14 protein-coding genes are annotated in these 14,814 nt (G+C 54.3%); 5 read left to right on the forward strand and 9 right to left on the reverse strand.

Annotated features, from left to right (window positions below; all coding sequences use genetic code 11):
- The first annotated feature begins 51 nt into the window (after window positions 1-51).
- Window positions 52-1,011, forward strand: coding sequence for a thioredoxin-disulfide reductase (gene trxB / locus ACL02P_RS18910; RefSeq protein ID WP_009225012.1), 960 nt, complete (start codon window positions 52-54; stop codon window positions 1,009-1,011).
- Between the two features lie 297 nt (window positions 1,012-1,308).
- Here the strand turns inward: trxB and ACL02P_RS18915 are convergent, their stop codons facing one another.
- Genes ACL02P_RS18915 through ACL02P_RS18930 form a run of 4 tightly spaced genes read right to left on the reverse strand, consistent with a single transcriptional unit; the run spans window position 1,309 to window position 4,780 of the window.
- Window positions 1,309-1,911 (reverse strand): response regulator transcription factor, encoded by a 603-nt coding sequence (locus ACL02P_RS18915; RefSeq protein WP_009225011.1) that lies wholly within the window; start codon window positions 1,909-1,911, stop codon window positions 1,309-1,311.
- On the reverse strand, window positions 1,908-3,122 hold the full coding sequence (locus ACL02P_RS18920; protein WP_009225010.1) for a sensor histidine kinase: 1,215 nt from the start codon (window positions 3,120-3,122) through the stop codon (window positions 1,908-1,910). Before ACL02P_RS18920 ends, ACL02P_RS18915 begins: the two co-directional genes overlap by 4 nt.
- 6 nt (window positions 3,123-3,128) lie before the next feature.
- Window positions 3,129-3,866 carry an ABC transporter permease gene (locus ACL02P_RS18925; RefSeq protein ID WP_323078516.1) on the reverse strand — a complete coding sequence of 246 codons (738 nt, stop codon included), beginning with the start codon at window positions 3,864-3,866 and terminating at the stop codon, window positions 3,129-3,131.
- Window positions 3,867-3,868: 2 nt separating this feature from the next.
- Complete coding sequence (locus tag ACL02P_RS18930) at window positions 3,869-4,780, reverse strand: ABC transporter ATP-binding protein (protein ID WP_412837856.1); 912 nt, start codon at window positions 4,778-4,780, stop codon at window positions 3,869-3,871.
- Between the two features lie 279 nt (window positions 4,781-5,059).
- Between ACL02P_RS18930 and ACL02P_RS18935 the strand changes: the two genes are divergently transcribed.
- The 3 genes from ACL02P_RS18935 (at window position 5,060) to ACL02P_RS18945 (ending at window position 8,369) form a co-directional block, all read left to right on the forward strand.
- Entirely contained in the window at window positions 5,060-6,469 is a 1,410-nt protein-coding gene (locus ACL02P_RS18935) for an ABC transporter substrate-binding protein (RefSeq protein WP_009225007.1), read from the forward strand.
- A gap of 70 nt (window positions 6,470-6,539) precedes the next feature.
- Window positions 6,540-7,511: a carbohydrate ABC transporter permease gene (locus ACL02P_RS18940; RefSeq protein WP_009225006.1), complete on the forward strand. Its 972-nt coding sequence runs from the start codon at window positions 6,540-6,542 to the stop codon at window positions 7,509-7,511.
- A 3-nt stretch (window positions 7,512-7,514) separates the two neighbouring features.
- Complete coding sequence (locus ACL02P_RS18945) at window positions 7,515-8,369, forward strand: carbohydrate ABC transporter permease (protein ID WP_009225005.1); 855 nt, start codon at window positions 7,515-7,517, stop codon at window positions 8,367-8,369.
- Between the two features lie 162 nt (window positions 8,370-8,531).
- On the opposite strand, the gene ACL02P_RS18950 is transcribed toward ACL02P_RS18945, so the two are convergent.
- The 5 genes from ACL02P_RS18950 to ACL02P_RS18970 form a co-directional block, all read right to left on the reverse strand.
- On the reverse strand, window positions 8,532-9,272 hold the full coding sequence (locus tag ACL02P_RS18950) for an ABC transporter permease (protein WP_412837857.1): 741 nt from the start codon (window positions 9,270-9,272) through the stop codon (window positions 8,532-8,534).
- A gap of 1 nt (window position 9,273) precedes the next feature.
- Window positions 9,274-9,990 carry an ABC transporter permease gene (locus ACL02P_RS18955; RefSeq protein ID WP_009225003.1) on the reverse strand — a complete coding sequence of 239 codons (717 nt, stop codon included), beginning with the start codon at window positions 9,988-9,990 and terminating at the stop codon, window positions 9,274-9,276.
- A complete protein-coding gene (locus ACL02P_RS18960) occupies window positions 9,987-10,901 on the reverse strand; it encodes an ABC transporter ATP-binding protein (protein WP_260071477.1) in 915 nt (304 codons plus the stop codon). Before ACL02P_RS18960 ends, ACL02P_RS18955 begins: the two co-directional genes overlap by 4 nt.
- Window positions 10,902-11,025: 124 nt before the next feature.
- Complete coding sequence (locus ACL02P_RS18965) at window positions 11,026-12,423, reverse strand: sensor histidine kinase (protein ID WP_260071476.1); 1,398 nt, start codon at window positions 12,421-12,423, stop codon at window positions 11,026-11,028.
- Entirely contained in the window at window positions 12,420-13,100 is a 681-nt protein-coding gene (locus ACL02P_RS18970; protein WP_323078521.1) for a response regulator transcription factor, read from the reverse strand. The genes ACL02P_RS18965 and ACL02P_RS18970 overlap by 4 nt, the downstream gene beginning before the upstream one ends.
- Window positions 13,101-13,298: 198 nt before the next feature.
- On the opposite strand from ACL02P_RS18970, the gene ACL02P_RS18975 reads away from it, so the two are divergent.
- On the forward strand, window positions 13,299-14,570 hold the full coding sequence (locus ACL02P_RS18975; protein WP_260071474.1) for a DUF438 domain-containing protein: 1,272 nt from the start codon (window positions 13,299-13,301) through the stop codon (window positions 14,568-14,570).
- The last annotated feature ends 244 nt before the right edge of the window (window positions 14,571-14,814 follow it).

Consider the following 14,814-nt stretch of genomic DNA (forward strand, 5'->3'; position numbering starts at 1 on the left):
TAGGAATCGACGGGTCGAGCTATTTCCTAGGAACCAAGGAGGTACGAGCGTATGCACAAAGTATTGGTGATTGGAACGGGGCCGGCCGGATTAACGGCGGCGATTTATTTGGCGCGGGCGAATCTGAGCCCGGTGGTGATCGAGGGATTGGAGCCGGGCGGCCAGTTGACCACGACGACGGAAGTGGAAAATTTTCCTGGCTTTCCGGAAGGAATTATGGGCCCTGAGCTGATGGATAACATGCGCAAGCAAGCGGAACGGTTTGGTGCAGAATTTCGGAGCGGCTGGGTGGAGAAGGTGGATTTCTCCAAGCGGCCGTTTCAAGTGACGCTGGAAGGCGGTCAGGTGCTAGAGTCCGAATCGGTAATTATATCGACCGGGGCATCGGCGAAATATCTGGGTATCCCAGGCGAGCAAGAGAACGTGGGCCGAGGGGTTAGTACCTGCGCGACCTGCGACGGGTTCTTTTTCCGCGGCAAAAAACTCCTCGTCGTCGGAGGCGGTGACTCCGCTATGGAGGAGGCGAACTTCCTGACGCGATTCGCGACCGAGGTAACGATCGTGCATCGGCGGGAGGAGCTGCGCGCCTCCAAAATCATGCAGGATCGCGCCAAAGCCAACGAGAAAATCCGCTGGGCGCTGAACCGTACACCGTTGGAAGTGGTGACGGATGAGGGCGGCGTCAAAGTGAAGGGCCTGAAGGTGCGGAACAATGCCGATGGTCAGGAGGAGCTGCTGGAGGCCGACGGGGTGTTCGTGGCGATTGGTCATACGCCAAACACGAAGTTTCTCGGCGGCGCAGTGGAGACCGACGAACACGGCTATATCGTTGTGAAGCCGGGAACCACGGAGACGAACGTGCCAGGGGTATTTGCTTGCGGCGACGTACAGGATACGCGTTACCGCCAAGCGATCACCGCGGCGGGGTCCGGCTGCATGGCGGCCATGGACTGCGAGAAGTTCCTGGAGGGCAGCATGGTGCATGATTGGAGCGGCCCGACCGGGAGTTAAAGTTGGGGAAGGAATCACGGGGGAAGTCAGGGGATGTCACTTTGCCGTCCTAATGTATGCGAAAAATCAAGTATATTTTGGGGATTTCGGCGATTTCAAAGGATTGTATATGAAATTTCATACAGATTTTGCCGATCCCACCCCAAACTCCAAGAATCTATATGAAAAATCGAATACAATTCGGATTTTTGATCGTCAAACGCTTGGATGTATGCGAAAAATCGAATAGATTGCATCCCGAAAATAACTCAAAAGGACGCCGACCTCGGCGTCCTTTTGCACGTCTCACACGCGTGCTTAAATCCAACCGTTCTCTTCGGCGAGGCGGACCGCTTCGATGCGGCTTTTGACCTCCAGCTTGTTCAAAATTTCGGAAATATAATTGCGGACGGTGCCGTAGGACAAGTGCAGGGAAGCCGCAATCTCGCTGGCGGTGCAGCCTTTGGCGGCCAGCCTCAGAATCTCCTGCTCGCGGGCGGTCAAGGGATTGTCCCGGCGGAGACTGCCGAAGACCAGCTCCGGCGAAGCCTCGCGGTGGCCGGCCTTCACCCGCCGGATCGCTTCCGCCAGCCGATCGCTGGATTCATCCTTGAGCAGGTAGCCTTGGACGCCGGTTTTCACCGCCCGCTCGAAGTAGCCCGGCCGCGCGAACGTCGTCAGGATGATAACGCGGCACGGCGATCCCTGGGCCTGCAGCCGCTCGGCCACCTCCAGTCCGCTCATCAGCGGCATCTCGATGTCCATTAGGCAGACATCGGGGCGCAGCTTCTCGATGAGCGCCAGCGCCTCCGCGCCATCCCCTGCCTGACCGACAACCTCGAGGTCGTCCTCCAGATCGAGCAGGGAGGCCAGCGCTCCCCGCAGCATACGTTGATCCTCGGCAATGACGATGCGAATCATGCGGTTTCACCTTCTTTGGCAGCTTCTTTCACGATCAGCGGGATGGTGATCTGCAGCCGAGTGCCCCGGCCGGAGCCGGCCTCGGAACCGTCCGAGCCTTCCAGGCTCCCCGCTCCGACGGTTAATGTGCCGTCGATCAGCGACAACCGCTCGGCCATGCCCTTCAGGCCGTTGCCCGCGGCGCTGTTGCCCGGCAGCGAGGACACCCCGTCGCTGCCCACTTTCCGCGAGGACAACCCGATCCCGTTGTCCTCGATCTGCAGCCGCACCTCCGCCGGTGCGGTCTCGATCGTGACGGCGCAGCGCGTGGCCCGGCTATGCTTGACGATGTTCGTCACCGCCTCTTTAATGCAGAGGCTGACGATGTTCTGCGTCAAGTCCGACACGCCGGTCAGCCGCGGATCGCCTTCTACGTCAAAGGCGATGTCGGCCGCACGCAGGATCTCGCCGGCTTCCGCCAGCGCCTCAGCGACGGTGATCGCCCGCATGTCGGAGACGAGCTCCCGCACTTGCCGCAGCGCGGCCCGGGAGGTGCGCTGGATCTCCCGCGCCTCGGCTTGGGCCCGTTCGGCGTCTTTGGCGGCGAGCTTCTCGACGAGCTGGCTTTTGAGCGTGATCAGGGATAAGGTATGCCCAAGCGTATCGTGCAAATCGCGGGCGATTCGCATGCGTTCCTCCCGCTTGATCAGCTCCTTAATCTGCTCGTTCGCCCGGTCGAGCTCCTGCTCCAATTGCTGCCGTCTCGCCATCGAACGGATGCCGTAAGGCATCACCAGCATGATCACGAGGAAGGGCATCATGAACGGCAGGTCGCCGGCCACCAGATCCCGGGCGCCGAACAGGAGCGACAGCACCTCCACCGCAGCAAAGCAGGAAATGGCGACATGGAACTTCTTGTGATCGGTGTACCAACCGATAAAGTTCGAGGTGAAGAAGCCCAAATAGAAGTTATACGGGCTATAGAACATGCAGAGCGCGAGGATGAGTGCCATTTGCAGCGCAAGCCAGAGGTTAAATACTTTGCCGGTAACCCAATATAACTGGCGGTAGGTCACGGCAAACAAGACGATCATCGCGCAGCCGATCCACAGCTTGATTCCATGCTCTCCCCGAATGTTGAAGAAAGGAAGAACCAAGTAGATCGGCCAGATGTAGGGGAACCAGCCGTATTTTTTCGGAAACCATTCGAACTCGAACTTGCCGAACCGCATTTGAAATTACACCGCTTCCTGTTTTTTTCGGATATATGTGGATAGTACCATAAACAGAAAGAGGTAGCCCAGCAAAATCAGCACGCTTTGCCAACTCGGCGCATCCCCCTGAACGATGGACCAGGCACCGCTTCCGAACTGGTAGGAGGGCAGCCATTTGCCGATGGCCTGCATCACCTTGGGCAGCACTTCGAATGGCATCCACATGCCGCCCGAGACGGCTAGAAGCAGATACAAAACGTTGCTGACGCCGCTCGCCGTATCCACGCGTTTCATCAGCCCCACCAGCGTACCCAGCGCGAGAAAAGGAAGTGAAGCCGCGACGATCCACAATCCGCTGTAAATCCACAAATGCCAAGGCAGCGATACCCCGTTAATCAAATACCCGGCAATAAAAATAAACACAACGGAAAACAGATGCATCATGGTTTGGCCGAACATTTTGCCGAAGAAATAGATCGAACCGGGCAGCGGCGTGATTCGCATGAAGGTGGCCCAACCTTGGGTGCGCTCCTGCACCAGCCGGATGCCCAGAGTCATGATCGCCGACCCCATCACGCTGAAGGTCGTCATCGACATCAGGTAATGCGCCCGCCATTCGCCCGGATTGTCGGCCCCGGTATTTACGACCCGCGTGAAAATAAAGTAGAACAAGACCGGCATCAGCAGCGACCAGAATACATAATAGGGATTGCGGATCACCCGCAGCATCTCCGCTTTGCATTGCATCGTAATGGTACGCATCGTTAGACCGCCTCCTCTTCATGGTTTCCTGTAAGTTGCTCAAAAGCTTCATCCAGCCGTCCCTGCTCGATCTGTACGTCATGCACGGGCAGACCGGCGGTAAACAAGGCAGCTAACGCTGCATCTGTATCATCCGTTGTCACATGGATACGTCCGTCTTTGTTGTAGCATTCCGCGACAGGGGAGAGCGCCAGCAATCGGCTCCGCAGTTCGGGACCATCGCCGTCGGCAAGGAAGGAAATCGAACGTTTGACAATCCGCGATTTGATCGCTTCAGGCGTGCCGTCTGCGACTAAGGAGCCCCGGTTAAACAACAAGATTCGATCGGCAATATCGTCGGCTTCTTGCAAGTAATGCGTTGTGAAAACGACCGTCTTCCCTTGTGCGGCCAACTTGCGAACGCTGTCCCAGAAGCGGCGGCGCGACGTGATGTCCAGCCCCACTGTGGGCTCATCAAAGAAGAGCAACTCCGGGTTCCCTGCCAAGGCAAGGGCAAAGCTAAGGCTGCGCTTCTGCCCGCCGGACAGCTTCTCGGCATAGCGGTTTAAATCGCTATTGGACAACCCCGTCAGACGAACCAATTCGTCCATCGCCATCGGGTTGGGGTAGTAGCTGCGAATCAGCTCCAGGATTTCGCGTACCTTTAGCCGATCCATCACGCTGACCTCCTGCAGCATCGCCCCAGTCCGCTCGCGGACCAAGCGGTCCTTCGGCGGCTTTCCGAACAGTTGAATCGTTCCGGCTGTTGGTTCCAGCAAGCCGAGCAGCATCGAGACCGCCGTCGTCTTCCCGGCTCCATTTGGTCCTAGAATGGCGGTGATGGTGCCTTTGGAAATGGTAAATGATAGATGATCTACCGCTTTTTTATCTTTGAAGCTCTTGCTGACGTCCTTCATTTCAATAATAGGTTCCACGAAAGCTTCGCCTCCGATCAAGGTTTCATCTTGGTTAATTCTTCCTCGGTTAACTTAAGCATAAAGGAACTGCGGCCCCTCTGTTAGTAAGGACTGTCATGATATTGAGATGACAATTGTCATTCTGATTTGAGTCTGAAAAGGCCCCCTCGATCTCAAGACCCAAAAATAGTTGAACTTTTCCCAATAAGCGCTTACTTATGGAGAACAAAAAGATGTATTAAAATGTGAATGCGGTTACAAAATACCGAGAAGAGTAAACAAAAGGGGAGGCAAAGCATGAAACGCATGAAACGTATGAAACACCTGTTGATCGGGATCTCCGCCTTGCTGGTGATGACAACAGCTCTCACGGCTTGCGGCGGCAATTCCAAGAATGAGTCGTCCTCGAACAATACAACACCTACGGAAACGAATTCTTCCGCAGGTAAAGGTTCCAGCGGCGAAAAAGTTACCATCAATCTGTGGAGCTTCACGGATGAAATTCCAAATATGACTACAAAATATTTGGAAACGCATCCAGACGCTAATGTTGAATTCAAAACAACGGTTATCGCTACAACTGATGGCGCTTACCAACCTGCGCTTGACCAAGCTTTGGCTGGCGGCGGCAAAGACGCTCCGGACATTTATGCTGCTGAAGCAGCGTTCGTTCTGAAATATACGCAAGGCGACGCTTCCGGGTATGCAGCGAACTACGCTGACCTGGGCTTGACTGACCAAATGGTTAAAGATGCTGGCATCGCTCAATACTCCGTAGATATCGGTAGTAAAGATGGCGAGCTGAAAGCTCTTGGCTACCAAGCAACTGGCGGCGCTTTCATCTATCGTCGTTCGATTGCGAAAGACGTATTCGGGACAGATGACCCAGCTGCTATCAAAAATGAAGTTGGTCCTGGTTGGGATAAGTTCTTCGATGCAGCTGCGAAGCTGAAAGCGAAAGGCTATGGTATCGTATCCGGTGACGGTGATATCTGGCACGCGATCGAGAACAGCTCCGACAAAGGATGGATCGTTGACGGCAAACTGTACATCGATCCGAAGCGTGAAGAGTTCTTGGATCTCTCCAAGAAGTTGAAAGACAACGGTTACCACAACGATACGCAAGACTGGACGGAAGCTTGGTATGCTGACATGTCTGGCTCCGGCGCTCAACCGATCTTCGGGTTCTTTGGTCCAGCTTGGTTGATCAACTATGTCATGAACGGTCAAGTTAAAGATACAAACGGTGATTGGGCTGTAACTGAATCTCCAACAGGGTTCTTCTGGGGCGGTACTTGGCTCTTGGCTAACAAAGACGTAACGAAAGACGAAGCGAAGAAGAAAGCGGTTGCTGATTTCATTCACTGGGTAACGCTGGATACCTCCGAAACCGGCCTCCAATATTATTGGGCAAACGGTACGATGAAAGAGGGCGAAGCAGGTACGAAGGATAGCGTAGCTTCCTCCGTGGTGATGGCGAAATCGAACGGTGAAGTTGCAATGCTGGGCGGTCAAAACATGTTTGACATCTTCGTTCCAGCGAACGAAAATGCTTCCGGTAAGAACTTGACGCAATACGACGAAACGATCAACAAACTGTGGCGTGATCAAGTTCGTGAATACACGGCAGGTAACAAATCCCGTGACGATGCGATCAAAACCTTCAAACAACAAGTGAAAGACCAACTTGGCATCGACAGCGAATAAGAATACGCAGTAGATGCGAAGGGGCGGGGAGTATAACCCGCCCCTTCATATCCATGAAAGAGGTGAAAGCATGCGCCGCAAAGGTGTCAATTATTCGAGATACGGTTACTATTTTACGTTGCCATTTGTGTTGGCTTTTTTGGTTTTTTCACTGTATCCGATTCTATATACCGCCGTTATCGGTTTCACTAATTTACAGGGGATCATCCCCAAACCATTGGAAATTCTCGATAATCCGTTTCAGAACTTTAAAGATCTGATTCTAGAAAATGCTTCTTTCAAGAAATCTCTCGCGAATACGTTTATCCTCTGGATCGTTAACTTTATTCCGCAGATAGGTCTTGCGCTGTTGCTGACGGCCTGGTTTACGAATAAACGTCTGAACATTAAAGGCCAGGGCGCGTTTAAGATCCTGCTCTATATGCCGAATATTATCACTGCAAGTACGATTGCAGTGCTTTTTAGCTCTCTGTTTGCATATCCGATGGGGCCGGTGAACAGCTTGTTCCAGCTGCTTGGTTGGTCCGATGCTCCGATCTTCTTCCTGCAGGATAAGACGACCGCACGTGGGATCGTTTCCTTCATTCAATTCTGGATGTGGTACGGGAACACCATGATTATTTTGATTGCAGGTGTAATGGGGATCAATCCGTCGATCTTCGAGTCCGCTGCGATTGACGGAGCCAACGGCTGGCAGACCTTCTTCAAGATTACACTGCCAAGTCTGCGCACCATCATGTTATATACATTAATTACGTCGATGATCGGCGGTCTGACGATGTTCGATATTCCGCAGCTGTTCCTTCAAGGCGGACCGGACGACGCAACGCTGACCACCTCGATGTTTATCTACGGGCAAGCGTTTAAAGGAAGTTATATGTATAACCGTGCGGCAGCCGCAAGTATGATTCTGTTCGTTATTGCTGCCGTGTTGTCCGCCATCCTGTTCTATCTGATGCGTGACCGGGATGCGGCGAAATTAAATAAAGCGATCAAAGAACAAAGAAAAGCAGAGCGTGCAGCAATGAAAGGGGAGGTGTAAGCCATGGAAAAAATTAAAGAAGGCAGTGCGGTCGCCCTCCGAATTAATCGGACGATTGTATATGTCGTATGTATTTTGCTGGCACTCCTCAGTATCCTTCCATTCTGGATCATGTTCGTGAACGCTACGCGTTCGACGGCGGAAATTCAAGCGGGCCTCTCGTTGCTTCCATCCACTCATATGATGAGCAACCTGAAGGTGCTGCTGGACAAGAGCTTTGATCCGGTTCGAGGGTTCATAAACTCGTTTATTATCTCGGGATCGGCTACCTTGTTGACGGTTTATTTCTCGTCCCTGACGGCCTATGGTCTGGTCGCTTATAACTGGAAGTTGCGGCAGCCGTTCTTTACCTTTATTATGGCGGTGATGCTGATTCCGGCTCAAGCCAGCTCGATTGGTTTCTATCAATTTATGTACAAAATTCATTGGACCAACAACCTGTTGCCTTTGATTTTGCCAGCCATCGCGGCTCCAGCGGTAGTGTTCTTCATGCGCCAGTACCTGCTGGGTACTCTCTCGCTTGAGATTGTTGAAGCGGCGCGTGTTGACGGCTCCGGCGAATTTAAGACGTTTAACCGGATCATTCTGCCGCTGATGATGCCGGCGATTGCGACGCAAGCGATTTTTGCCTTTGTCGCGAACTGGAATAACCTGTTTATGCCGCTCATTTTGTTGACAGATAAGAGTAAATATACGATGCCGATTATGGTCAGCTTGCTGCGCGGCGATATTTACAAGACGGAATTCGGTTCAATTTACATGGGTCTGGCTTTGACGGCGTTGCCTCTGTTTATCGTCTACTTCTTGCTGTCCCGGTATATTATTGCCGGCGTAGCGTTGGGCGGCGTCAAAGAATAATCGGGCATTTCACTTGCCTTGCTTGAAAGCCAAATGAATGATGAATAACCTCCCCATAAAATAAGAAGGCCTGTAGAGGGTTAGGATGGGCAACATGCTCATCCAGCTCATCTACAGGCCTTTCGTCATTTACAGGGGCAGAACGGCTGCGGGGCGATTGTATTAGACCGCTTTGCGGCGGAAGTACAGCATGCCGGCGATCAGGAACAACAGGAAGCTGCCGAGGACCGTGATGAACAGGCTCTCGTACGGCAGATTAAAGGCACCGTAGTTCGCTTGTCCGCGCGGCATCATGGCCAGCAGCGGCTGTGCCCAAGGATAGAAAGGGCCGATCTTGGCCGAATTGATGATCAGCAGGTTCGGAATCGTCAGCGATACGTTCACCGCAAGCGGAGCTGCAAAACTGGACCACACCAGGGAGACGCCCAGCTGTAAGGCAACCAGCGGCATACAGGCAATCCAGCCTCCGATGAGGCTCGTTGCGATCATCCCCCATGGCAAGGGGCCAGCGATCCCTTGGACTTGGTCTACAATCAGCAGCGCGGCTAGAAAGAGCAGCTGGGATGCCGCCAACAAGACGGCAACGACAGTGAACTTGGCCAGATAAACGGCGCTCCGTGAGACGGGAAGCACCAACAGCTGCTTCCAACCGCCGCCGGTGTGCTCGTAACGGCAGAGGAACGACGGAAATAAGCCGGACATGATCGGCAGAAACAATAGCGCGTGCAGCATCGACATGGCGCTGATCAGGAGCGGCCAGACTTCCGCATTGGCTCCTTTCGGCAGATTGACCAAGGCGCCGATCAAGGCAGACAGGGCCGGGCTGACCAGCAGGATGAGCCAGAGGCGCGAGCGCGCCATTTTTAGCCGTTCTGCGGCCAAGACGTTCAGGAACGTCTTCATATTAATCCACGTCCTTTCGGTTGAAATGAACAAGTCCGGTCAGCAGGATTCCTGCGCCGCAGGCAAGCCCGGCTGCGACAAACCATTCGCGGTGCGGGCCTTCGAACCCGAACACCGGCCAGTTCAGCGGAAACCACTCGGACAGGTTCAATGTAAACGGCGAAAGGATCGAAATCGTGACGCCAAGGGATACCGGCAACGACTGGTTCCGATAGGTGAGCGAAAGCCAGAGCTGGAGGGCCAGCAGCGGCAACGCGGCAAAAAACGGATAAAATCCAAGGCGCGCCAAATCCACGTAAGGGATGGACCCGGCCTCAAAACCGAGAGCTATACCAAGAATTACGGTCGCGACCGATAGCAGCACGCAGGAAACGGACAGCAGCAGGAAGCACAACAGAAATTTAGCACAATACACGGCGGTCCGTGAGATCGGCAGCGCCAGCAGTTGTTTCCAGGAACTAAGCTGATGCTCGACGTTCGCCACTAGCGAGCTTACTAGGGTGCATCCCAGATATATGGCCATCGGCACGAAGAAGGAAATGTTCTGCAGCAGGCCTCCCCACGGGTTATCGGCATATTGCTTGATCATCCAGTCGAAGCGCAGCCCGTAATTGAGCGCCTGCATGGCGACCAACCCGAGCGGAGCAAGAAAGATCAGGAACCAGATGCCTTTGCGCCGGATCTTCAGGAAGTCGGCCGAGAGGGAGCGTAACATCATACCGCGGCCCCCTCCCCGATTACCTGCATAAAGATGTCCTCCAGCGATTTCTTCTTCTGCTCGACGCGATAAATGGCATGTCCGTTTTCCACCAGCTGTTTGACCAGGCGGGCGACCTGGGCGTCAGCCATCCCTGGGAACGAGAGAACTCCGCTTTGCAGCTTGCCGATGGCGCCCAGATCACGGGCAATCCAAAGCGCTTCATCCGGCTCCGAAACAACGAGCTCCATATCGTGAGCTGCGCGGAGCCGCAGATTGTCGATCGTATCCTGGAACACCATCCGGCCTTCGCGGATAATGCCCACTTTGCTGGCCATCAACTCCATCTCCCCGAGCAGGTGGCTGGATACGAGCACGGTGATGCCGTAACGCTTCGGCATGCTCTTAATTAATTCGCGGATCTCGTGGATCCCGGACGGGTCCAGCCCGTTGGTTGGTTCGTCCAGGATGAGCAGTTCGGGGTTGCCGAGCAACGACGCGGCGATGCCCAGACGCTGCTTCATCCCGAGGGAGAAGCCCTTCACCGGCCGGCGTGCGTCGCTGGTCAGCGAGACGATGTCCAGCACCTCGTCGATGCGCGATTTCGGCACCTGCAAGATGCGGCGGATGGCCTCTAAGTTGTCGATGGCGCTCAAATGTCCGTAATAAGACGGGGATTCGACCAGCGAGCCGATACGGCGCAGGATTGCCAGCTTATCGCGGTGCAGCTCGCGGCCGAAGATGCGAATCGTACCCGAAGTCGGCTGGATTAAGCCCAGCAGCATGCGGATCGTCGTCGTCTTCCCTGCACCATTAGGTCCGAGGAACCCGTAGATGTCCCCCTTCGCGATCTCCAGGTTTAAGTGGTCCACTGCGTAGCGGCCGCGGTATGTTTTCGTTAAACCTTCCGTTTGAATGATCATTTCATTCACGAATTATCACCTCGTCATGATCATATCGCCCGGAGGTTAAAGGCAAAGACAGGAGAAGTTTAAGATTCGTTTAATTTTGTGGCATGAAAAAAGGGACTGTAAACAGTCCCTCGCCTCATCTCAATTACAATAGCGCCATTGGATAAATATAAACTTTCGTTCCAGCTTCGCTCGATACGGTGGCCCGTGCGAGACCCATTTCCCGCAGCAGCAGGTCGACGATTTGCAGGCCAAGCCCCGCGCCTCCGCTAGCGGAAACCGACTCCATTCCAGGGCCGTGGTCGCTGATCGTGAGAGCCGTGGTGCCTTCGTATTGCTCTACCGCAATCCCGGCATAACGGCCCGATCCAGCATGGCGGACCAGGTTCTGGAACAAGTTATCGAGTACGCGGCGGAACCCTTGGGCGTCAACGTTCCAGTAGATCGGCTGCTCCGGCAGCTCAATATCGGCCGTAATCCCGTTCTTCTCCCAGACGGGGTACCAGGCGGCCGCGCTTTCCCGCACGATCCGCAGGATATCCAGCCGCTCCAAAGACATGGCATACCGTCCGCTGGAGAGCAGGTTATACGATAATAGATGATCCATCAGTCCGGATAAATCGCTGATTTTCGTCTCCATCAAAGCCAGGGACTGTCGTCCCTGTTCGGATAGGGGTTCCTGACGGAGCGAATACAGATGGCTGCCCAGCACGGTTAACGGCGTCCGCAGGTCATGGGATAGGTGGCTGATCAGGCTCTTGCGCAGCTCCTCTTCCTCGCGCTCCCGCTGGCGGCTGTCCTTCAGTGCGAACACCATATGGTTAAAAGCAAGCTCCAATCGGCCAATTTCGTCCGGGCGTCCTTCTTCGATGGGAGACGGCAGCCCGTCGGGACCCGGGCGGGTCATGCCGGCTTCCAGGCGCAGCAGCCGCTTGCGGATATCGCTAAAGAACAGATAGGAGAGCAGGACGAAGGCCCCCAGCAGAATCGCTAGAAACACCCCGTAAAAACGAATGTCACTAAGCTGTTCCCCTTTTTGAATCACCATAAATTTACGCGGAAGCTCCAACACCATGAAGCCTTGCTTGGCTTGTTCGTCCCCGCCAATAAAAGCGACAACCGTAAAAGGGTCGGCGTCCACACGTTGCTTCATGAAGGCGATAGTATCCTCCAAGGACCACTGCTGGGGCACCGACTCTTGCTCCGGCAGCTGCAGGCGGGTTTGGCCAGCCGTGTCAACCCAATACAGCGCGGCATCAGGATACAGCAGCTTCATCTCTCTGAGCTTCGCATCGATGGCATCGGCTTGAGCTCCCTTCAACTCAGCAGCAGCTTGATGCCAAGCGGTCTCAATCTCCTGTCCGGTACCGTAAGGACGGCTCTCGTGCACATAATGGCCAGGGTTTAGGAGGACATTCACCCCCCAGGCTGCAATAAAGCTGACTGGAATCAGGACAGGGATAAACACGAAGGCGATCCCCAAGATCAAGACGTATCTCGTCAACAGGGATTTACGGAACTTGCGCACCGGACGAAGTCTCATGCTCTCACCCGATAACCAATCCCGCGGATGGTCTCGATCACTTCAGGATTTGCGGGATCCCGTTCCAGCTTCTCACGCAGGTGGCGGATATGGACCATCAAGGTTTTGTCCCCGTCGAGGTAGGGCTCGTTCCATACGGCTTCGTAGATCTGCTCCTTAGTCAGGATTTGACTAAGATGGCGCAGCAGATAGGAGAAAATATGAAACTGCTTGCCGGTCAGCACGATTTCCTCGTTGGTATCCTGATTGATGATCCGGTTTTCTTTCTCATACACAAGTAAATGTTTAATACGCAGCGGCGCTGGGTCGGCGATCCCCCCGCTGCGGCGGAGCAGCACCTCAATCCGGGCGGCCAGCTCGTCCGGATGGAACGGCTTCGTTAAATAGTCGTCGGCGAACTTCAGTCCCTGCAGCTTGTCGTCAATCGAAGTTCGGGCCGACAGCATCAATACCGGCAGCTCCGGATACTTCTGCTTTAACCGCCCCCCAATCGTGAAGCCGTCCAGCCCTGGAAGCATCACGTCAAGGATCACGAGATGGCAATCGGCGGCTTTCTCCACGGCCTGATCCCCGTGCTTCAGCCAAGTGACCGCGTATCCGCGCGCTTCCAGGTTGGAGCTGACCCATTCACCGATTTCGGGATCGTCTTCAATATATAGCAAATGCGTAATAGGCATAATGGCATTCCTCCTGATTCTATTTTGGCAAAAGACGGAGCAAAAAGAAACGGAAGGATCAATGAATTATTTGTGATTGAAATCACAAGTCGGACATTTTCCCTGTGCTACCTTGTTATTGAGAATGGTTATCAATGAAGTCATCGGGACATATCGAAACAGAAATTCGGCTGAAATTCAATAAGGAGGGGTTAGGCGATGAGCGAACTGATCAATAATCGGGAGTATGGCGCACCGGAACAAAGCCGCCGCCAGCAGCTGTTAAAGGAGATTATCAAGGAGCTGCATCAGGGGAAGAGCGTGGATGAAGTGAAGGCACGGTTCGAAGAGGCTGTCGGTGACGTGACGGTCGCGGAAATTTCCGCGATGGAGCATGCGTTGATGGAAGAGGAGGGCATTCCGGTCGAGGAGGTTCAGCGGCTGTGCTCGGTGCATACGGCGATTTTCAAGGGCTCGATCGAGGACATTCACCGTTCGTCCAAGCCGGAGGAGCAGCCGGGTCACCCGGTTCATACCTTCAAGCTGGAAAATCGCGAGATCGAACGGCTGGTGAACTTCAAGCTGCAGCTTCACCTGGACAAGTACCGGAAGGATCCCGGCAGCGAGATCGTATTCAAGCTGCTGGAGGATTTAAACCTGCTGATGGACCTCGACAAGCACTACAGCCGCAAGGAAAACCTGCTGTTCCCGTATCTGGAGAAGTACGGCATCTACGGCCCAACCAAGGTGATGTGGGGCGTGGACGACGGCATCCGCATGATGATCAAGGAAACGAAGGGCAAGCTGGCGGACGGCAGCGCGGATCCGGAGACGATGGTGATGGATCTGGAACGGATTATTAAGGAAGTCAACGAGATGATTTTTAAGGAAGAAAATATTTTGCTCCCGATGGCCCTTGAAAAGTTAACGGAAGACGAATGGGTGAGCATTGCCCGGGAAAGCGACCAGATCGGCTTCTGCTTGACCGCACCGGAGCGTGAATGGATTCCGGAGCGCGTGCCGCTGCAGCCCTCGGGCGAAGAAGTGAAAGGGACCGCACAGGCAGGCACGGAAGCGGGGGTTCCGCAAGGCTACATCAAATTCGAGACCGGCGTTCTCTCGATGGAGCAGCTGGAGGCGGTGATGAACCATCTTCCGGTGGACCTGACGTTTATCGACGAGAACGATGTCGTCCGATATTTCTCCCACGGCAAGGAGCGGATCTTTGCCCGGACGAAGGCCGTCATCGGCCGGACCGTACAAAATTGCCACCCGCCGCAAAGCGTTCATGTCGTCAACCAGCTGTTGGAGGATTTTAAGGCGGGGCGGAAGGATGTCGAGGACTTCTGGATTCCGGTGAAGGACAAATTTGTGTACATCCGCTATTTCGCTGTACGCAGCGAGGATGGACGTTATCTGGGGACGCTGGAGTTCACGCAGAACATCGCTCCTATTCGCGAGCTGCAAGGGCAGAAACGTATTTTGTCCTAGTTCCGAGCAAAAGCGGCTCGATCCTGTCCAATATGGCTCACTCCTCTTCTTGCATCCGGCGTTTGCATTTGCGAATGCCGGTTTTTTCATATAACGGAAACTACACTCGCTGACGCTTGCCTGTGATCTGTGTCATTTACGCAAAATCCCTTATCGGTATTGGGATTGCCGTTTCTTCCCTTCTCTTGACCGAACCGATGGGTTCGCTTATAGTTGGTACGTAGGAGAAAACTACTTGCGAAGG

Source organism: Paenibacillus sp. MB22_1 (assembly GCF_047200555.1).
In the GTDB taxonomy this organism is placed as follows: Bacteria; Bacillota; Bacilli; order Paenibacillales; family Paenibacillaceae; genus Fontibacillus; species Fontibacillus phoenicis.

What these genes read in the sequence shown, in the direction of transcription:
- trxB (WP_009225012.1), top strand. Translation starts at nt 52, where the DNA reads ATGCACAAAGTATTGGTGATTGGAACGGGGCCGGCCGGATTAACGGCG.
- ACL02P_RS18915 (WP_009225011.1), bottom strand. Translation starts at nt 1,911, where the DNA reads ATGATTCGCATCGTCATTGCCGAGGATCAACGTATGCTGCGGGGAGCG.
- ACL02P_RS18920 (WP_009225010.1), bottom strand. Translation starts at nt 3,122, where the DNA reads ATGCGGTTCGGCAAGTTCGAGTTCGAATGGTTTCCGAAAAAATACGGC.
- ACL02P_RS18925 (WP_323078516.1), bottom strand. Translation starts at nt 3,866, where the DNA reads ATGCGTACCATTACGATGCAATGCAAAGCGGAGATGCTGCGGGTGATC.
- ACL02P_RS18935 (WP_009225007.1), top strand. Translation starts at nt 5,060, where the DNA reads ATGAAACGCATGAAACGTATGAAACACCTGTTGATCGGGATCTCCGCC.
- ACL02P_RS18940 (WP_009225006.1), top strand. Translation starts at nt 6,540, where the DNA reads ATGCGCCGCAAAGGTGTCAATTATTCGAGATACGGTTACTATTTTACG.
- ACL02P_RS18945 (WP_009225005.1), top strand. Translation starts at nt 7,515, where the DNA reads ATGGAAAAAATTAAAGAAGGCAGTGCGGTCGCCCTCCGAATTAATCGG.
- ACL02P_RS18950 (WP_412837857.1), bottom strand. Translation starts at nt 9,272, where the DNA reads ATGAAGACGTTCCTGAACGTCTTGGCCGCAGAACGGCTAAAAATGGCG.
- ACL02P_RS18955 (WP_009225003.1), bottom strand. Translation starts at nt 9,990, where the DNA reads ATGATGTTACGCTCCCTCTCGGCCGACTTCCTGAAGATCCGGCGCAAA.
- ACL02P_RS18965 (WP_260071476.1), bottom strand. Translation starts at nt 12,423, where the DNA reads ATGAGACTTCGTCCGGTGCGCAAGTTCCGTAAATCCCTGTTGACGAGA.
- ACL02P_RS18970 (WP_323078521.1), bottom strand. Translation starts at nt 13,100, where the DNA reads ATGCCTATTACGCATTTGCTATATATTGAAGACGATCCCGAAATCGGT.
- ACL02P_RS18975 (WP_260071474.1), top strand. Translation starts at nt 13,299, where the DNA reads ATGAGCGAACTGATCAATAATCGGGAGTATGGCGCACCGGAACAAAGC.